The organism is Actinomadura sp. NPDC048021, from assembly GCF_040653135.1.
Classification (GTDB): Bacteria; Actinomycetota; Actinomycetes; order Streptosporangiales; family Streptosporangiaceae; genus Spirillospora; species Spirillospora verrucosospora.
In genome coordinates this window covers 22,016-40,965 of record NZ_JBEZJQ010000040.1, presented here as the reverse complement: position 1 = coordinate 40,965, position 18,950 = coordinate 22,016, and the positions used below count along the sequence as shown (strand labels likewise).

The 18,950-nt window shown below is 63.2% G+C and carries 16 protein-coding genes and 1 pseudogene; 6 read left to right on the top strand and 11 right to left on the bottom strand.

Features of this window, described 5'->3' with window-relative positions:
• Positions 1–19 precede the first annotated feature (19 nt).
• The gene (locus tag AB0C87_RS40105; RefSeq protein WP_149264425.1) at positions 20–412 is read left to right on the top strand and encodes an ATP-binding protein; all 393 of its coding nucleotides are present in this window, start codon (positions 20–22) and stop codon (positions 410–412) included.
• A 54-nt stretch (positions 413–466) separates the two neighbouring features.
• Positions 467–661, top strand: a complete 195-nt coding sequence (locus AB0C87_RS40100) for a hypothetical protein (protein WP_360581801.1) — start codon at positions 467–469, stop codon at positions 659–661.
• A 67-nt stretch (positions 662–728) separates the two neighbouring features.
• Here AB0C87_RS40100 and AB0C87_RS40095 read toward each other — a convergent pair whose 3' ends face one another.
• From AB0C87_RS40095 to AB0C87_RS40080, 4 genes are all read right to left on the bottom strand, one after another.
• Entirely contained in the window at positions 729–2,510 is a 1,782-nt protein-coding gene (locus AB0C87_RS40095) for a hypothetical protein (protein ID WP_360581800.1), read from the bottom strand.
• A gap of 54 nt (positions 2,511–2,564) precedes the next feature.
• Positions 2,565–2,897, bottom strand: a complete 333-nt coding sequence (locus AB0C87_RS40090; RefSeq protein ID WP_149264421.1) for a mobilization protein — start codon at positions 2,895–2,897, stop codon at positions 2,565–2,567.
• 515 nt (positions 2,898–3,412) lie between these two features.
• Positions 3,413–3,583 (bottom strand): hypothetical protein, encoded by a 171-nt coding sequence (locus AB0C87_RS40085; RefSeq protein WP_200842419.1) that lies wholly within the window; start codon positions 3,581–3,583, stop codon positions 3,413–3,415.
• The gene (locus AB0C87_RS40080; RefSeq protein WP_360581799.1) at positions 3,541–3,861 is read right to left on the bottom strand and encodes a helix-turn-helix domain-containing protein; all 321 of its coding nucleotides are present in this window, start codon (positions 3,859–3,861) and stop codon (positions 3,541–3,543) included. The genes AB0C87_RS40085 and AB0C87_RS40080 overlap by 43 nt, the downstream gene beginning before the upstream one ends.
• Positions 3,862–4,371: 510 nt before the next feature.
• Here AB0C87_RS40080 and AB0C87_RS40075 point away from each other — a divergent pair.
• Genes AB0C87_RS40075 through AB0C87_RS40065 form a run of 3 tightly spaced genes read left to right on the top strand, consistent with a single transcriptional unit; the run spans position 4,372 to position 5,981 of the window.
• On the top strand, positions 4,372–5,295 hold the full coding sequence (locus tag AB0C87_RS40075; protein WP_360581798.1) for a hypothetical protein: 924 nt from the start codon (positions 4,372–4,374) through the stop codon (positions 5,293–5,295).
• Positions 5,296–5,338: 43 nt separating this feature from the next.
• On the top strand, positions 5,339–5,833 hold the full coding sequence (locus AB0C87_RS40070; RefSeq protein WP_160161208.1) for a restriction endonuclease: 495 nt from the start codon (positions 5,339–5,341) through the stop codon (positions 5,831–5,833).
• 25 nt (positions 5,834–5,858) lie between these two features.
• Complete coding sequence (locus AB0C87_RS40065) at positions 5,859–5,981, top strand: hypothetical protein (RefSeq protein ID WP_268843306.1); 123 nt, start codon at positions 5,859–5,861, stop codon at positions 5,979–5,981.
• 193 nt (positions 5,982–6,174) lie between these two features.
• Here the strand turns inward: AB0C87_RS40065 and AB0C87_RS40060 are convergent, their stop codons facing one another.
• Together AB0C87_RS40060 and AB0C87_RS40055 are read right to left on the bottom strand one after the other, a co-directional pair.
• The gene (locus AB0C87_RS40060) at positions 6,175–8,220 is read right to left on the bottom strand and encodes a DUF3883 domain-containing protein (RefSeq protein WP_360581797.1); all 2,046 of its coding nucleotides are present in this window, start codon (positions 8,218–8,220) and stop codon (positions 6,175–6,177) included.
• A gap of 1,012 nt (positions 8,221–9,232) precedes the next feature.
• Positions 9,233–13,381, bottom strand: coding sequence for a DUF3883 domain-containing protein (locus AB0C87_RS40055; protein WP_360581796.1), 4,149 nt, complete (start codon positions 13,379–13,381; stop codon positions 9,233–9,235).
• 881 nt (positions 13,382–14,262) lie between these two features.
• On the opposite strand from AB0C87_RS40055, the gene AB0C87_RS40050 reads away from it, so the two are divergent.
• A complete protein-coding gene (locus tag AB0C87_RS40050) occupies positions 14,263–14,655 on the top strand; it encodes a 2-oxo acid dehydrogenase subunit E2 (RefSeq protein WP_149264415.1) in 393 nt (130 codons plus the stop codon).
• 310 nt (positions 14,656–14,965) lie between these two features.
• Here AB0C87_RS40050 and AB0C87_RS40045 read toward each other — a convergent pair whose 3' ends face one another.
• The 5 genes and pseudogenes from AB0C87_RS40045 to AB0C87_RS40025 form a co-directional block, all read right to left on the bottom strand.
• Entirely contained in the window at positions 14,966–16,357 is a 1,392-nt protein-coding gene (locus tag AB0C87_RS40045) for a Shedu immune nuclease family protein (protein ID WP_360581795.1), read from the bottom strand.
• A gap of 119 nt (positions 16,358–16,476) precedes the next feature.
• Positions 16,477–16,712 (bottom strand): annotated as a pseudogene (locus AB0C87_RS40040) (IS30 family transposase); the annotation flags it as partial.
• Positions 16,713–17,155: 443 nt separating this feature from the next.
• Entirely contained in the window at positions 17,156–17,344 is a 189-nt protein-coding gene (locus AB0C87_RS40035; protein ID WP_360581817.1) for a tyrosine-type recombinase/integrase, read from the bottom strand.
• Between the two features lie 203 nt (positions 17,345–17,547).
• Entirely contained in the window at positions 17,548–17,928 is a 381-nt protein-coding gene (locus AB0C87_RS40030; protein ID WP_360581816.1) for a hypothetical protein, read from the bottom strand.
• Positions 17,859–18,500: an N-terminal phage integrase SAM-like domain-containing protein gene (locus AB0C87_RS40025; RefSeq protein WP_360581794.1), complete on the bottom strand. Its 642-nt coding sequence runs from the start codon at positions 18,498–18,500 to the stop codon at positions 17,859–17,861. Before AB0C87_RS40025 ends, AB0C87_RS40030 begins: the two co-directional genes overlap by 70 nt.
• Positions 18,501–18,950: the final 450 nt, after the last annotated feature.

Genomic DNA, 18,950 nt, shown 5'->3' with positions numbered 1-18,950 from the left:
GCCAGCGAAGGTCGTGCCGATGTCCGCAGCACCGCAAACTCCTGAAGTCCCGACGATCGTCCTCGATTGCACCGATCAGGCGCCCCGCCTCGCACGCCGGTTCCTCGCCGAACAGTTCGCCAGTTGGGGCATCAGCGACGACTACATGGGCCGTCTCGTGGTCTGCGAGTTGGCCACGAACGCCTACAAGCACGGCGAAGGCACGATCGTGGTTCGGCTCTTCCTCGACCCGGACGATGGGCAACCGGTGATCGAGGTATCGGACACCGGCACGGGCCACCCCACGGTCCAGCCCCAGGACTACGCCGCCACCTCCGGCCGTGGCCTCCAGCTCGTGGCGGAGCTCGTGCACGAGTGGGGAGTCAAGCACCTCACCGGAGGCGGCAAGGTCATCTGGGCCAAGCTGCCCTGACCTTGCGAGGTGGCCGACACAAAGAGCTGGGGACCACGCTCCTGCGAGGAAACGATGCAAGTCACGTTGCTGCTACTGCAGCACCTCTTCCCTGAATGGTCGATCACGCTGGACCGAGAAGGGATCTGGAGGGCAACGGGGCGCGTCCTGATCTCGGCGTCCGACCTGGACGAGTTGATGGACCTGCTCCACACCGCCGACCCAGAAGCCTTCGAGCGTGCCTTCCGCCAGCTCGAAGAGCGGAAATGACCGACTGGCGAGAGGAGTCCCTCCGTGCGGCGAGTGCCGGCAGGCCGCGTGATGAAGAGCCGTTCGATCACGGACGTCGACGACCGGAGCGCGCTGGGCCCGTAGGAGCCGACGGCGCTGATCTGTTCTGTGCATCCTGCGGCAGCGGAGCCCACGCGGTCGGGAAGGCGGCCATGGCCAGGCGCGCTTGCGCGCTCGGGCCAGCCGGCGGAGGTGAGGGAGCGCCGCCCGCTGGGCGTGCTTCTCGCGTGTGCGCGGCGGCTCTTCGAGCCGCGTCGGCCTGGGCGTGACGCTCCTGGAGGCTGCGCAGCTGGGCAATGGTGTCGAGCAGGCTGATGAAGTTGGCGACGAGCACCATCGTCGACACCACCGTTCGGTCCTTCGCCATGCCGGTTAGCGCGAGCAGGCGGGCTGTGGTGCGCAGCGCGTTGCCTGCCGGAGTCGGGGTGGGGATACGGCCGCAGGGGGCGCGGGCCGCGCGGTCGTAGGCATCGGCGGCGCGGTGGAGGTGACGGTTGCCGGTGACTCGGGCTGCCACGTGAAGGGCATCGGAGGCCGCCCAGCAGGCGTCCTGCGCAGCGTGCGGGTTGGTGACAAGGTGCCGCCGGATCTGGGCGGTGGCGAAGGCAGCGGCCCGGGCCGCATCGTCGTAGAACGCCTGGCGCTCCTCCGGTGTCAACTCATCCTGGCCAGCAGCCGACTGGCGGTACGCGGCAGGAGAGGCCCAACGCTGGCGGAGACGGGACAGTGACAGGTCATCGGCAAGACGGCTGCCGGGATACCACGTCGGCTCATGACCATCGTGTTCAGCAGCGAAAGCGACGGCGTAGCCAGTGATCTGCCCGTCAACGGTCTGGCTGTAGCGCAGCTTGACCAGGAGCCCCTCACCCCGAAGCCGGTCGAGGAACTCGTTGGTCGTCGCCGACTCGTCCGCCGCGCGGCGGACGGCCGTCCGCAGCACGGCTCGTCTCGTCCGCTCGGAGAGATGCCGTCCGTCCAGCGGACGGAGCGGGGACGACGCGTGGACGGACCCGTCCGCCCCCGTCCACCGGCGGCGAAGCTTGGGCAGAGTGAGGTCGGCAGCGAGCTTCCCTCCGCCGAACCACACAGGCCGCCCATCGCTGTTCAGACCGTCAGGGAGGGCGACGGCGTAGCCGGTCATCTCGCCGGCCGTCCGCTCGCTGAAACGCTGGCGGACCAGGACACCCTCATCACGCAGCTGCCTAAAGAACTCCGCCTCGCTGCTCGCCCCGGCCGCCGCCGTCTGGACCTTGCGGCGCAGAAGCGTGCGGGACGGTAGCGGCCGGCCGTGGCGGACGGCTTTCTCGATCTCGCCCCGGCTCGGCCGCCGCGCCGCCGTCCGGTCCGCCGGAGCCGTCCGCCGCAGCCCGTACTGCCGCTCGATGGCGCGGCAAGCGTCCCGGACGCGGTAGCCGTCGTTCCACACATCGGGCCGACCACCGTCCTGGCGCGCCAAGGTCGCCACGATGTGGACATGGTCGGCAGCATGCCGGACCGCCACCCACCGGACCGCGCCGAAGTCCCCAGCCGGAGCAAGCCCGACCCGGTCCATCACCTCATGAGCGATCCGAGCCCACTGCTGATCGGACATGACCGGGTCCTCAGGCGCCGCCCTCAACGGAAGATGCCACACCGGTTGCCGATAGTTCCGCTCCCCCAGCAGAGCCAGCGGCTGCGTGAACAGCGCGTCCAAACGCCGGAAATCCCGGCTCCCATCCGCCCGCACACCCGGCTCCAACTCCGGCGCGCTCCGGAAACCCGCCACCACATGCGGATCGCGATGCTCCTCGTGCCGGCCAGGACCGTACAGGTAGCGCAGCAGCCCCATGACACGCTCTCCACGACGAATCTTCCCAATCACCCACGGCCCCCGGCCGACCGCTCAAGGGAGCCGATGCCGCAACTCCTGAGCCAACTCATCAAGTCGGTCAACGCTGCGCACCGCCGCCTGCGCGTACCACCGAAGCTGCTCGACCAGCTCACCGGAATTCAACGCCGCAACAGCCTGATTGAGATTCACGCCGACCCGCTGCACCTGCCCGGCAGCGAACAACACCGCCGCCAGCGCCTCACGCACCACGGCGTACTCCGCAACCACTCGTCCCTGCGCCGCCGCCAAACTCGCCTGCGCGGCGAACGCCCCCAGCGCCAACCCCTCGTTCGCCGCCGCAGCCGCCAAAACCGCGTACTCCTGCTCCGACAGCGCGATCCTCACCGACCGACTCCGCTGCTGCGACCGAACCGAACGCCGCCTCCGCGGCCCCCCGGACCCCGACACCGACTTGCCGATCTCGACCGTATGCCCCACCCCCCGCGGGGATCGCGCCCGATCCCCTCTGCCCTGGCTAGACCGCGCCCGGTCCAACTACACAAATGAACGTTGCCTATTACTTGCTCCGCGCGGCGAGAACCGGCGAGACCATGACGGCATCACGATCTCCGCCGCCTAGCTGCCGCCCCTGATCGGAGCTCTGCATCGCAACGCGCCTGACCCGCACACGCGAGCAATCAAAAGCGTTTTACTGGATGACATCTCCTAAAGTTGATCGTGCTTCATACTGGACGACCCGAAGGCCAAGCACCAACTTCACGACCGGCGCGCCGCGACTTCGCCCGCGATCTGGAGCATTGACGCATCGACCTTCTAGTCCGACGGTCGCGGGTTCGAATCCTGCCAGGCGCGCCCCTGTCTGACCTGCAGTCTTGATGTACCGATGGAGGAGGTTCTGGCTACCGGTGTAGCCGCTCACCCTCATCCGCAACACCGTAAGTGACCAGGCCGGGCAGGCCCGAGAACACCACATTGACAAGCCCATCGACCTTGATCTCGCCTGAGCGCGACAGACCGCCGTCCTCTGCTACCAACGGCAGAGCGACAGAGCCGTAACTGGACAGACCCACCGAATCCTCCTCGCATGCCGATGAGCAGGCGTTCGGTGCCCTGGGACAGATCGGACCGCGTCTTCAGACGGCGCTGACGCCCATTCCGTCGTCTGGCACCTGTCGCGAATGGGCCGTGATCGCGCCAGGAACCGCGACCGCCACTTCGACACCGTGTTACGCGAGGCGCCGGCCTTCTCCTCAACCCGGGCGATCGTGGCGCCCTCGGCCCACAGCAGCACGATCCGAGCCCGCAGCGCCAGCGCCTGCGAACCCGCAGCACTCCTCCCAGCAACCATGCGCGACACCCGGACTGGTGGAGGGCTCAGGTTAGCCCCGGCCGTCAGCCGGCTCTGTGTAGAACGGCACATTCCGCCAGCCTGATCCGCGACGAGCCTGCAGCGCAGCCGCCGGAGCGGTCAGCCCCGGCTGCACAGCTTCGCCGGTGATCCCCCAAACCGGATGAAACACTCTGGTCACGGCTTACCGAGAGCATGCCGTCGGGGACCTCGTCGCCTTCTCGATGGCGGGCGCCTACGCCTGGACATCTCGCACCATGACTTCCTGATGCATCCCAAGCCCACGTTCCACTACCTGGACGTCTAACCAAAAGGGCACATAGGGGCTCCGGTCGGTCATCCCGTCCGGAGCCCCTACGCTTAGGCCTCGAGCTGTCCACGCGCGTTGCCCGAACGATCGCTTCAATGATCCACCTAACCCCCGTGCTGCTGGTTCAGGGGACCTACGCAAGCTAGTGTGCTGTCCGATACGTCCACCACCCTCGGTCTTGTGAAGGCAGTACTTAGCTGATGCTTGTTGCCACGTTGATTAAGGCAGGAAATCCTGACCTAGGACCCCTTATCGATATCTGCCGAGAGATTGATATCCAGGAACTCTTGGTCATGGATAAGGTGGTAGCGGACCGCGCTCTGGATATACAACAGCCCGATCTCGTTATAGGGTATCTCGACCCTCCGTCTGATATCACTCAATTCATTGCCACAGCAGACCTGGATCTCGAAAATGTCACTGCTCTAACCAACCTTGAAGTAATGCTGCAGTTGGGCAGGGCTGTTGAACGGAGAATCCCAGCCTGCCTGATCGTGCCCCCACCTCTCCGGGCTCCATCTGTTCCTAGTCAGCTTGTAGTAATTCCATGCCAGCTAAGCGATGTAGACAGTCTTCGGCTGCATCTTTGGGCGTTTACGGCCAACCTTGCAGAACGTCGGCAGGATACTGCAACAGCGCCCGCACAGATCAGCCCTCCCGTTGATTTCAAGCGATACATACGTCTACTTAAGTCGCTGCGCCAAAAAGAAGGATCAAACATACCCTCTTTTAGGGTAGAGCAACTTGTTGTTGAGCTCATACGGGCCACAGGAGTGGCATTCGCCGAGAACCCAGAGAAGAGCACGCCCGATCGTGGCTTCGACATGGCCGTGTTGCCATCGCGGGAGTCAGACGAGATCGCGCTAATAGAAGTGCTGGCAGGACGTCTGAACGAGCGAAGGCTGCATGATTCTGAACTACGTCTTCAGGAAGCAACGCTTGATCGGCGGGCTCAACTGGGCGTGTTGCTCTATGACAGCATTGATGGACGACGCTTTCCCGCAAAAAGGACTACACCCCTTGTACTCAGACTCGCCCTTGAGGATTTGATTGAGCAACTCGGGCACAAGAGTCTCTCGGAGGTGCTTACCGAGGAAGTCGCTAAGGCAACGGAGCGCATCTGATATGGCGGCATACTCGACCTCCAGGATTAGTGCCCTCCATGCCTTGAGCATAGATAAGACGCGCAGCACAACCGTTCGTGGCCGTGCCTTCGAAGACTGGTTCTGCTACCTACTTGACCAGGTTCCGGGTTTTAGGACGCGGAAGGACACCCTCAACAAATTCCACAGCGAAGAGATAGACATAGCTGTGGCCAATAGTAAGCTCAGTGACATGGGCTGCTTTCCTAACCTTTTCCTGGTCGAGTGCAAGAACTGGAGTGACCCGGTAGATTCACCTACCGTCGGTGCCTTTATAGACAAGCTGGCGAATCGACGGATTGAGCTTGGCGTACTCGTGGCCGCCAATGGAGTGACAGGTGATGAAAACGAACTAACTGCGGTTTATCACAAAGCTTCTCTTGCCCAAGTTCGTGGGCATCGTCTGATAGTTATCACACTCGACGAGCTTCTGAAGGTGACCACGACACAAGAGCTTACAACTCTCTTGATTGAAAAGCTCTTGGACGTGATCGCCTCGGGCACCTTCCGCCTATCGTGACAGGTGACGTTGGCGTAAGGACGGTATGGACCGGACGCAGGCCGACCGGTTGGCCTTCATCCGGGTCCGCTCCGACCGGTTCGAGCGCGGCGCGACCCTCACCCACGGCCCCAACCAGGTGCCCGCGCCAGCTCACCGGCCTGTCTGAGTTGAGTGCTGCGTCAAAGTACAGCCGGGAAGTACAGCAACCCCACCGTTGGGGGCGGATTCCAGTCGACCACAACGGATACCGCATGCTGGAATGCTCAGCGCCCTGATCGTGTTTGCCGATAGATGGGGGTCAAGCGCGCTCGCCGAAGCGCGCTCGCGACGTGACCGCTCGGCGATGACCTCTGGAACCGCTAGTTCGGAAGGGTGTAGCGGTATCGGGTCGGTCGGAGATCCATCTCATCAGGTTGCCAGGTGGTCCAGTGACGGCAACGCCCTCCGCTGGTTTGGATGGTGCCATCGGATTGGCGTTGCCAGGTGATCTGGTCGACGACCACCAGGTCGGTGCGGGCAGTGGTCCGGGCGTGAGTGACCTCGTTGGTGGTGAGTTCGACCGCGTCGGCGGTACCAGTGGAACCTTTGACCTCGATGTGGATCTCTTCGTCGCCTTTGACGGCCCGCAGGTCGTAGGAGCAGATGGCACCGACGTCGGTGATGTCATGGTCCGGGTAGAGGTCACGGGCTCGGCGGACAGCGTGCTCTTCGATGGCTTTGCGCAGGGCTGGGTCGGCCAGATAGCCGGCACCGGTCCGCGAGCGTGGGCGACGCAGACGGGCGGGCACCCGCCTTGGCGTACTGGCGGCGGGCGCAAAGTGGTTGAGTCTGGCCAGTTCGGGGAGCAGGTTAAGCATGGCTGCGGGGACTTTGACCAGGTACGCCTGTGCGGTGCGCAGCGGCCGGCTCGGGGAGAAGACAAACGGGAAATACAGCGGCCCGTTGATGCGTGCTTCCAGGTCGCACTTGATTGCATGAAGCTGGTCTTCGAGAGGGCGGAGAGCCTTTTGACCGATCGGGGTGTGCAGCGGGGTGTACCAGGTCAGCTCATACCGCCAGGCCGGTTGGGGGTGAGTGTTGACGGGGCGTTGCTGGCCGTAGGTGCCACGGGCGTCCCAGATCAGCTGGTCGTCGTAGGGACCATCGGCGGCGATGGAGTGTCCAACGATGCCGGGCTGGCCGTGCAGGCTCTTGTGCCAGTGCAGGACCACGTCACCAGGCTTGATCGCAGTGACCAGTGAGTAGGACCAGAACTCCCCGCCAGTACCGTTGCGCTGCAGTGCCTGCAGGTTGCTGCCGAGGTCGGGGCGGTCAGTGATCTCCATCCAGAACCGTTCTGCGGGGTCTTGGTCCCACCACCGGTTCAGCGCACCTGTGGGTGAAGTGAACACCGTCCGGGCTTCCCTCACAGTGGGGTTCACCAAGCCGTTGGCCTGACGTGCGGCATCCTCTGCGGTGCCGCCGGGGAGCATCCGCCGCGGCTCGATCCGTTTAGTGGCATTGCCGCCATCAGTAGTGGCAAGGTCCGGTGAGGTCCCCCCCTCCTTGCGTTGAACACGGACAATGCGTCGATCGCGTCGCGAACCCGATCGCGCGACGATCTCAGGGGCATCGCCGCAAACGGAAGTGACGTCGTCATTCTCTTCCGCAATTTCAAAAATTTCCTCGATCAAAGACGATTTGTTGCGCGCTGACGCTATCGCTTCATTGGTGCTGCCTTTGGCTTCAAGTAGCTCTACCGTGTCCCAAATAGACCTGCGAACGAAAGACCATGCTGCAACCACGTGAGCACAGCGCACAACCATCGATCGGTCTGCTGCAGCCAGAGATGTCGCAATGCGCAGCAGATGCTCGAAGGATCTAACGAAATGGAACTCCGGACCCTCGATAGAGGATGACCGATCAGGGTTATCGCTCAAGTCTTCTATCGTGCGATACGCCGCGTTCAACTTGTTTAGCGCCGCAGGCGTGAACGTGATATTGCGCTGTTGAGCGGTAGCCCATTCGTACGCCCGACCGATTTCACCAACAGCACCTGCGGTGTCGTCATGTTTGAGATCGAAGTCCGAAGGTCCAGCAAGGATCGACATGACTCGACTGCTAGTAGCGGCGGAGGTCCTATCAAATCTCCGCAGCCAGGCGTTCTTGCTTATCGCCCATTGAACACCAACATTAGGCATGGCCTTGCCATCCTGCATATCGGGGGATTGATGCACTTCCCGCTGCTCACCATAATCCCAGGAAGAGCGAACAGATGCTTCGAGTCCAACCTGGAACGAGAACGGCTCGCGTCCGCGCGCAACAATTGGCGATCCTGTACACAAGACATTGTGGGTCTTTGCCGACTTACGACTATCACGTAGCGCCTTTCTGATTAGGTTCTCGTAAGCCTTCACGGTGGTCACGGCACCATAAACGATGCCCTCCAGAACGTTCGATTCAGTCTCCCTCAGGGTCTCCATAACCGCCTCAAAGGCCGCAACCGATGAGTCACCTTCGTTCGATACGAGCACGGTCCATACGAGTGGGGGACGCAGCCTATTCCTCGAGATTATGGAGACCGTATCGGCTATAGCAGCCGACCATACGCTCAGAAGTACTGTGTAGGCTGCCACTTCATCCACACCGCAGCGACTCGTTACTCGCTTGGCAATCTGGCCGACTGGACCGTAGAGCAAAACGCTAGGCGACACGAATACCTCCATAATGACCGGGATGGTTCAGCAGTTCAGCAGAGTACTGGATGGTGTCCTGACAGTGCTGTCGAAGGGGAGAGCGCGTCCAGCTGTGGGCTGCCCATCGCTCGCTGAGTGCGGTGGCGAGCGACGCCCAAGCGGGTGGGAGCAAGATTGGGAGCGGAGAGCTCCCGGTAGGATGCATTCAGGCGCGGCGAAGCACGGCGCCAGGTCCTGGCGATACCCACTCTGACGTGGTCGTACGGATGCGAGCAGGCTGTCACGACCCCCATGGTCCCCTGTTGTGGTCATGGTTGTCATGAAGTTCGTCTTGGGGAGAACCCCTACTCAGCAGGACTTATGAAGACTTCGTGTGCAGCTTTCAAGGCGGCCCGACAACCGGGCCGCACGCGCCGCCGACTCGGTGCCTGGCCCTCCGCCTCTGCTCGGGAGCTGGCTACGGGACCAGGCTGCGGGCACCGGGCGGCGCGAGACAGGTGCCACGCGAGCGCCTCGGCGCGCTCCAGGACGGCGGAGAGGGCGTCCAGGACGTCAGTGCGGCACGCGTCCGGGTGCTCCCCCCGGCGCCACCTCCGAACGAAGTCGCACGTTTCAGTAGACGTCCGCGACCGGGACCGGGCCGTTCGGAAGTCATTAGAATTGACAAACCGGGGAAGCTCAGTGTGCCCACAGGGTGGCTACTCGCTGACGTCGAGCCCACTTGGTGCATTGAGCCCGCGAGTCATGAGGGCCCGGCCAGAGGGCCAACGTCTCCTGTGAGGCGGTTGAGGTCGAGATGGAGCTCGCCGGCGTCGAAAAGGCCGATCGGATCGCGAATGCAACGCCATGACGGCGTTGTGGTGTTGGCCTCGTAGACGCGGTAGAGGACATAGCGCTGACGGGCGCGCACCGCTAGCTGGAACTCGGCGGCGGGCCAGACGAACTGGCCTTGGCGGCTCGTGGTGGACTTGACCTCGACCCACAATTCGGCACCATCGTCGTCAACAGAGACGATGTCATGGTCCGAGCCGGGGTTAGCGTCGGCGACCCACCTGACACGGTCTGGCGAGAAGCCAAGCTGCCTCACGCGCTCGCGTTCGATGGCGAGGACTATTTCTTCGCCGCGCCGGCCGACCTCCCGGTCATTCTCCGATTCCTGGTAGCTGCGTGGTGTCCAAGCGCCGGAACCGCCGCTGCCTGCGGTTGCTTGGCGCTTGTGGGATGGTGTTGCTGTTCTCTCTGCGGGCAGGGCTTGGACGCGTCCGAGGTCAGGCAAGGGCGGCCGGAGGGCTCGGGCGGCCGGCAGTGTGGGTGGTTTCTGTGAACCACTGTTGTCCGGTAGCGGCTTTGACATTGCTTCCCGGACGACATGCTGGCTGAGGGCGTCGGAGAGTGATGCTAGGTCCTCGTCGTCCGCGTCTTCGGCGTATTCGGTGCCGGGTGTGCGGGGCCGCCAGTTCACTTTGCGGCGCTCCAGTTCACGTTGCATTTCACGTGCCGACCGGCACCGCAACAGGAAGTAGACGGCGTCGCCAAGCAGCCGTTCCCCGAGCGGCCCTGAGTCCGCCAAGCCAGCGACCGCGTTGGCGACGAGCCTGCGCTGCTCATGGGAGCTGGCGACTTGGTCGAGGACGATCTGATTGTCGTCTACGTTGTAATCCACGGCCACGGTGAGGGCGTGTCCGCCGACACGGTACTTGCGTTGGATCCCGTTGACGAGGGTTATCTGCGTGATCCGGGCGAGCCGGGCAGTTAGTCTGCCAACTGTGCGCGACTGATCCGGTCCGGAGACTGCGGAGGCAAGCGCAGCTACCGCAGACGCGAAATTCGGGTCGTGGAGCCGCGCGAGGGTGATGTCGAGCCGGAGCGTTTGATCTGGCTCGATTTCGGAACCGTACTCTGTGTCCTCCCGTTTGGCTGCTTTAGATAGCGGCCTGGTACCAGCGGCTTCGAGGAACCCGATTACGCGCCCATCAGAGGTGTCGGCGAAGGATACGGGCACGCGCGCGGCCACCGCTGCCGCCGCCAGCGCGGGGTCGTCGTTGATGAGGAAGCCCTCCGTGGTCGCCTCCTTTAGAGTGTGCAGGCCACGCTGGTCGTCCAGAAGCAGGTGCGTGCCGGGGGCGAGCCCCTCTGGGGGTGCGTCAAGGCGGTGGTACGCCCGCCGCAACGCCTCGGCCACGTGGCGGGGAATCGGGCGCTGCGCGCCGTAGAGTTCGCTGACCCGCACGAACAGACGCCGCCAGTGTGCGGGGGTAGGCCGTTGGGTGGCGCCGAGGAAGACCCAGGTATCTCGCAACGCCTCCGGCAGCACCGTGACCACGTCGAGGAAAGCACTGCGGTTGTCCGCGCCGACAAGGCAGTTACCTGCTGCCTCCCATCTGCTACCGGTCCAGATGACTTGCCGGTCTCGCAGCTCGCCGGCACGCCGCCTCTCCCGGCGCAACGCCGATACCAGTGCCCGGTAGACAAGGTCTGGCTTGGTGACGTGACTGCCGGACTCCTGCAGTTTCATCAGGGCTGCGAGGATGTCGTCCGCGCGGGGTTCGGTCCGGCATCCGAGTCGTCGTAGCAGGGCCGTCGACATGCCCACGGCGTATGGGGCGTCCTCCCCCAGCACTGCGACCAGATGGTCGGACCGGTTGTAAGCGTCGGAGGGCGCCGTTACCGTGCCCGGCCCCGTCTCGAGGAACTTGATGGTCTTGAGGTGGGTGAGCACGGACAGTGAAAGCAGTCTTTGCAGGCGGGCGATTGCCTGTCGCATGACCTCTGGGGGAACGGTGCCCTGCTCCACCAGTCGTGCAAGGGCCACTATGTCGCTGCCCCGAACTGCCTGACGGAATCGAAGGGGCTTTAACGAGTCGTTGTCCTCGTCAGCAGGCGTGGACAAGTGCAGTGCCGGCGCAAGGAGCGTGGCACCCTTCGCCGACCGGCTCACCATGTTTGCAGGAGCAACCCACTCGCCGTTGTGGTCCTGGAGCACCGGGGCGCGGCGGACCGCGGCCCACGCTTTCCTCGACAGAGTTGGCCGACCTCGTATGTAGCGTGCGAGAGCATCGCGTGCCTGCTCGGAGGCGGTCCCGTCCACAAGACGGCTCGCTGTTTCTATCGCCCATCGGGAAAAGTTGAACGGCCTGCACAACCCGGCAAGGACCTTGGAGTCGACCAGGTCTGGATGCAGCGTCTGGTCCCAGGAAATCACGTCGGCGACTGCCTCGTCGACAATCCAAAGCCCCTTCGGCGAGCCAAGCGTCCCCGCGCCGGTCAGCGTGGTGGGCGCGGTGCGGAGATCTCGCCTGTGGTCAGCGGTGAGGGCGGTCCTACACCCGTCTAGGGCGGCCGCGAAGTGCTGCTGGAGCGTGAGATCGCGCAGCGCGTCCGGGAAGTCGGTGTAATACCGTGCTACCTCGGTGGCTTGGTCGAGTTTGGTCGCCAGTTCGCGTGCGTTCTCGCCTGCGCAGCGCAGGCGGATTAGTGAGCTGACCGTGAACGCCTTACCTCCCAGCGCGACCGCCATCGCCTGGGTCTCTGGGCGTGTGACGAGGCTGGAGTGCAGCAGATGGTCCGGGCTTGAGGTACCGGCTCTGAAGGCCGCCAGCGCGGGGTTGGCCGGGATCGTCAGGGATTCGACCGGGGCGCGTAGCGATCGCTTGGCGCGGCCTGTCGTCGCTTGGGTCGGCCAGCACGACTCGCTACGCAGCAGCCGGTCGATCTCCTCCCTTAGTGCGGGAACTGTGGAAGAGCCTGCTGCCCGCGGGTCAAAGGCGAGGAACGCTTGAGCGCCAAATTCGACGAACAGGCGTTCGGCGAGTAGGCGGACGGCGAACGCGGCGGCTTGCTCGACCAGCCAGGCGTTCCAGTCGCTGTTCTGGGGATCGACAAGCTGACTGCGGTCCTCGGTCATCTCGAACGGGGCGCTGATGCTGAATCCGAACCCGGTCCGCGCCCGGATGGCGCCCATCGGGTAGTAGAAGATCCCCGGTGTCTCCAGGTCCAGGCCGCGGCGCCGAGTCCGGACTGAGACACCCAATCGGATCCGGCCCCCGGGAACCTGGAAGTAGCTGGGCACGTTCGGTCTGCGGAGCGCTGCTGGCGGTATCAGAACACGCTGGTACTCCCTCTCGCTGATCGTTCCCGACGCGTGGGCCAGCGACGGGCCGTGCTCTTCGAGCTTGGCCGTCCGCTTGATCAAACCGGAACCCCGCTGCCCCGCGCGGGCAGACTGCCGCCAGCGCAACTCGTGCCCGAGACGCTCGGAGCAAAGCACGACGGACTGGAGGTTCTTCCCTGGCCCGGGGTGGGCCAGCTTGATTAGGGTCGGCGCGAACTCGGCTGCGATAGCCTTCAGCGCTTCGGCCTCGTGATGTTCGTCGAAGGCCCGCAGGGGGCCGTCATCCCTCTTGCGGTATGGAACCACGAGGGTCACACCCGGCTGGGTGCTGGAGTCCGGATGCGGCAGTGGTTCGGCCAGCGCCCCCTTGGTGCGGTCGAGGATAGTGCGCCTCCCACCGGACATGATGTTGATGCGGTCGCCGAGCAAGAACAGGGAGCGGAGCCCGAAGTTTTTCGACCCGATGCCGTTGGACTTCGGCTCGACACGATCTGCCGCGTCCGGTATCAGACCGTGGCCGAGCATGACACTCAGCCGCTTCCATCCCGCGCGATCGATCGTCTTTCCGTTGCCGCGGACCTTGAGAGCGTCTGGACCGAACTCGACCACCAGTTCGGTACCTCCCGCGTCGTACTCGTTCTGCACCAGTTCCCGCAGAACATCCACCGAGGTATGACTGAGCGCGAACTCGATAAGCAGGCTCGAGCCGACGTGAAAACGGAACTCCAGCTCCGCGGAGTTAGCCGGGACTAGGGAGTGATCGGGCACGTCTCTTCCCATCAAGCCGATCCAGAGATGACAACGATGATTTCAGGGCGCACCGACAAAGGGCGGCCTCCTGCGGTCCCGGAAGATGCCCGTTTCCGGTCATCGCTGACTAGCGGCTGCACCGCCGGTGACACCGTCGTGGCGGAAGCCTGGGTGGTTGGCCGTCGGCCACCGTTGACCAAGCCCGCCGCGCTGGAGACGCGCCTGGCCAGGTCGCGAAGGGCAGGGTTTGTACCAGATTAATCCCATGTCCTGGCGAGGCGCGTCGGAGATCCAAGGCCAGAGCTGTGCAACTATCTCTTCTTGATCATGCATACGCGATACTCGACCAATCGGCTGTAGTCTTTATCGTACTTCATTTTAGTCTGAAGAACTACATTGCTTCCCGGGATCTCGTAGGTTCCAGCCGGGCACGCGGGACCATCACCCATTGCATCGCTCAATAAATACATGCCGGAGAAATCATTGATGGATGCGGTATCGACGCCACTTGGACCAGGCGGCCCCGAAGGTCCAACTGGTCCCTTATTGAGCCCCAGCACTCCTATGGCTGCGCTAGTTGCGGCACCACTGATAGTTCCGGCCAGGAGTGCGGACAGCAGAACACTGAAAAAAGATCGACTCACTGCTGGGAACCTCTCATCTTGACCGATCAATACTAGCGATGGGCGAACCAGCACCCCGGATCCTCGCAACACCGGACCGCGTCCAATTCTGGCCAGTAGCGCACACGCATATCCAGCCGGTCGGCCCGGAACCACGACCGTCACACGAAACACTAGGAGCAGAGCCAGCCAAAGCATGGTTGTCATCCGCGCAGGTCAGGCGGGGACCGCCGGCGATGAAGTCACAAGACCTACAACGGCCCATGTCGGCTCGTTGTCGGCTCGGCGATTCCGAAGCGGATCGATGGTAACCCTGTTCTGCGCACCCCCGAGTTGGCTTCTCTGGGCTTGCTGTCCAGTGCGATGCGAGATCTGGTGGCACGGGCTAACACCGGTCGGTTGACGCAAGCCGACCTTGAGGGTGGATCACTGACCGTGAGCAACTTGAGCATGTACGGTGTCGATTCGTTCTCGGCGATCATCAATCCACCCCACTCCGTGATCCTGGCGGTGGGCGCCGTGCGACCCGGGGTCGTCGCCATCGACGATGAGTGCCAGGTCCGGCCACTGATGCAGCTCACGGTCTCTATCGATCACCGCGCCATTGACGGCGCTGTGGGGGCCCGGTGGCTCGACGCACTCGTCAACCATCTACGTTGCCCGATAGGCCTGATCATCTGACGGACACGCCCCGCGAGACATCGAGCGTGGCTCGATAGCTGATCAGTGGAGCTTTTCGGCTGCGGACGAGATCTCGTGGTGAGACCTCTTCTACCGGGGGCTCCACGCCCTTTCCGGACGCCGCCTGATCGTTCGCGTGTCTGCCCTCAAAGCTTCGTTTGTGACAGGAAAAGCATCCTTATCCGGATCGATTTCGCTGAGACCACCTCACTGCGACGGCCGCTGGCCGATTGTAGAAGTCAATCGCTACGAGTGCCGGTCGTTGTGCCTCACCGAGGGTATGTCTACAAGCGGGAGGGCGCCATTTTGTTCAGCCTTCCGCGGTGCCGCTATCAGTAGGCGCAAGGAAGTTGCGCAGGAGCCTGAGTCGTTCAAGAATTTCGTCGTAGGTCACGATAGTGACGCTGCGAGAATTGGCGCGGTATAGCTCGAAGGACTTCTGCTTCGATGGCTCATCCGGAGGCGGGGTGCGTCCTGCCACAACAAAGCAGGAGATCGCATAGGACTCCAAGTCCCATCGGCGCGAATTGTGCTTCAGCGTGGCGAGGTTCGACGTCAGTTGGTATGCCTGATCGAGAACCTGCGTGACCGCGCCATTCAGCTCCTTTGAAGGGCCGTACACTCCCGTTCGGTGCTCTCGCGTGTCGAGCAGTCGGGTTGTCGGCTTCTTGATCTCCACCAATGCCACATTGTTGGTGAGCGAATTCTTAAACAAGTAGTCGGCAATCTTATCACCACCTCCCGCGAGGCTGCCGCCGCCCACCGTTGCTTGCGACTGAACACTGACCATTGGCGCGCCGAACACTTGCTGGAGAGCAAAGGCGTTGTCATCAAAAAATGTCTGCCAGTACTGCTCATTCTCACCCTTCTCCAATGATTCTTCGTAGGAGGCGATGAGGTGATCGAGACTCACCAGCTCGATCTCGCGGTGCAATTTTTGAAACTTCTCGGGCCTAGCCTTGGCGAGCCCTGCTGACTCGGATGTGAGCGTTGCGATCAGCGCGTCCCGCTCCTGGTCGTTCAATTCTTCGACCCCATCCGCCGCCTTCGCGATCACCCGTGAGACTGGATGGCGCCCCAGACTGAAGTCCATAGACACCAATCCGAGCACCGTGGCCAGATCATTGTGAACGAAGGCGTCCTTGACTCGACCCGCTGCGCGATTACCGCGATCGTTGATGCGCCTGATTTCCGACCACATTTCCGCAAAGCGAGACATTCCGAGCCGGAAGACTCGGCCCTCTACAGCCGACTCATCTGCGCTGGTGAACGCAATCTCGTCGCAGGCTGTGTGCTTCTCAATCAGCCGAATGATCCGGTTGCAGTCTTTCAAGAGGCCAAGTCCATAGGCGTAGTCCTTGACAAAGCCAGCTGGGAGCACTTCAAGGACCGTTTCTAGTTCGGACTCCTCGAAGTACGGGTCAATCGCCGAAATCTCCACAACTAGGGTACGTATCTGGTCGTACTTGGGACCGAGATATCCACTCGTACCGTACAGCGTGTTGATCGGATAAATACGAAGTTCTCCGGAACCTCGAACGAGGCCTAGCAATTTTACACCCGCATCGGCGCGGGCTGCCGCCGGAGCACCCTCGGCAGGTGAGACGGAGGGGATGAAGTACGCCTCGATCTCCTGGCCTATGGAAGCCATTCGAATGTCGAGGCGTCCGTTTTCCGATTGGTCAATTCCAAACCGTGCCACAGTAAGCCTCAACTCTTCTCAAGTAGCTATTCGTCCAATGGTCAAGCTCTCGTAGGTGTGTGAGCAAGCGGAGCCACGGCCCAGGGGGTGAAGAGCCTGTGCTCGGCTTCAAAGAGTCGTCACCCACTGCCTGTCGGAGAGCATAGATGCTTGCTGAGGGCTTCTGCGGGACTTTTCCAGGCCAGGGTCTTCGGGGCCGGGCTGTTGAGTGCGGCTGCGACGGCGTCGAGTGCGTCTTGCCCGTGTGGGCTCAGGTCGGTGCCTTTGGGGAAGTAGTGGCGCACAGACCGTTGGTATTCTCGTTGGTGCCGCGCCGCCAGGGGCTATGCGGGTCGGCGAAGTAGATCTCCAGTCCCGGTGTCGAGACGTAGTTGGGTGTGCTGGGCCATCTCCGCGCCCTGTCCCAGGTCAGCGACCGGCGCAGTTGCTCGGGCCAGTTGGTGAGGGTTGCGGCGATGGCATCGCGCACCGCCCTCGGCTCAGTGCCCGGCCAGCGCCGGGCCATTCTTTTACCCGAGGCCACGCCGCAGGCGATGAGTCTGGTCATCCGCGACCTGGAACGGCGCGGGCTGATCCGCCGCGATCCGCATCCGGACGGCGGGCGCGTGCTGCGCGCCCGGGTCACCGGCAGGGGGCTGAACGTCCCGCGGCGCTGTGACCGCGCGTTGGACGACATCGAAGCGATCATGTTCGCCGAGATCGACGCAGCATCGCTGCAGGATGACACGGACATAGAGGGCGATCGCTTCCGCTTGATGCCTCCTTGTCCGGCCTGCTTTGAGCGGAACGCCCACTTCGTCAATCGGTGCGGCGGCGGCTGCGGATTTTGTCGAAGGCGGCGAGGGCGGTGTCGTCGGCGTCGTCGAGGGTGTGCAGGTAGCGCTCGGTGGTGGAGATGGATCCGTGGCCGAGGCGTTCCTTGACGACTTGGAGGTCGGCGCCGCCGGCCAGGAGCCAGGATGCGTGGGCGTGACGGAGGTCGTGGATGCGGACCTTGGCGTCCAGGTCGGCTTTCTTGAGGGCGGGCTTCCAGATCCGGTTGCGAAACCAGTTGGCGGGGATGTGGCCGTCGGTCTCGCGTCGGCGGGGTTCGCGGGGGTTGTCTTTGCCGTCGGCGCGGCGGCGGGCGCGGTATTCGGCGAAGGCTCGTCTGCAGTGGTCGCAGCGGCACTTGGCGGCGTTGTAGGCGCTCAGCGTGCCGTGCCGGTAGCGACGTCCCTTGGCGTTCTCTTCGGTCCAGCCGAGTGCTTCGGGGTCGAGCGGGGCGGGTCGCTCCTCGGTCGTGGTCTCCGCTGGTAGACGAACAGGAGGCCGTCGGTGCCGAGTTTCTCTTCGATGATGTGGTCTTCGAGTTTGGCGACGATCTGGTCGCTGAGCTTGAAGCGGCGCCACTCTTTGTCTTTGGGGTAGTCCTTGACCAGGAAGCGTTTGCCCTCGGGGTGGAACTTCGGATTGAGCTCCACCACGACGCGGCTGACCGTCAGGAGGCGGGAGCGGGTTTTCAGGTCGCGGCCGCGGAGTTCGGTGAGTTCGCCCCAGCGCAGGCCGGTTTCGATGGCGGTTTCGACCAGGAGTTTGGAGTCGGCGTCCGGGAGGGCGTGGTAGAGGTCGTCGAACTGCTCGGGGCTGATGATTCCAGTGGCTTCTCGGGGACGGTGGGGGTGCGGACTCCTTTGCAGGGGTGGATGTAGGTGACCTGGTCGTTCAGGGCGGTGGTGAAGATGGCGCTCAGGACGACCTTGTTGTAGCGGATGGTGGCGGCGGAGACGCCGTTCCTCTTCATCTGCCTGATCCAAGCGCGGACGTGCTCGGGGAGGATGTCCATCATCCGCATCGCGCCGAACTCGGGCATGACGTGCTTGTAGATCGAGTAGTGGTAGCTCTGCATGGTGGTCGGCTCGACCTCGTGGTTGGGCAGCCAGGTTTCCTCGACGTACTTCTTGAAGGTCTGCCGGCCTCGCTTGAGGTTGAAGTCCCGGCCCTTGCCGACCTCGGCCTCGGCGCGCTGCCAGGCCCTGTCGGCCTCCTTCTTGGACGAGAAGGTCCCCGCCGATGTGATCTTGCCTTTGAGGTCTTCGTAGCAGGCGGTGTAGCGCGGCTTGCCGTGGCGGTCGATGCGTTTGAACGCGTACCCCAACGTCACTCCCCCGAATGATCGTTTGTTAGTCGCTCGTTAGTGGACTCTGCCCCACGGGGCGGGATTCAGGATGACTGCACGTCACGCACTTTAGGCCTCTGACCTGCATGTTCTCATGGATTCGACTGATCGCGCAGGAGGCGGGATGAATGCTTTTTGGGCACTGGGGGTCAAGGGGTCGTGGGTTCAAATCCCGCCGTCCCGACAGAGTTTTCGCAGGTCAGAGGGGCTTCGAGCATCGCACTCGAGGCCCCTTTTCGGTTCCCGAACGTCGCTCGGGAGCCGCAGGGGGAGCCATCACCCCCCAGTCTCACAACCAGAAAGGGACTTTCGTCCCGGTGGTTCGACCGCGTTAGCCGGATATGCCGCGCTGAGCGCATGACGCTCGGTCAAACGGTCCGCACCGGTCACGTCCAGTGGAATGGTGAACCAGTTCCCGCGTGATTCAGGGCTGGG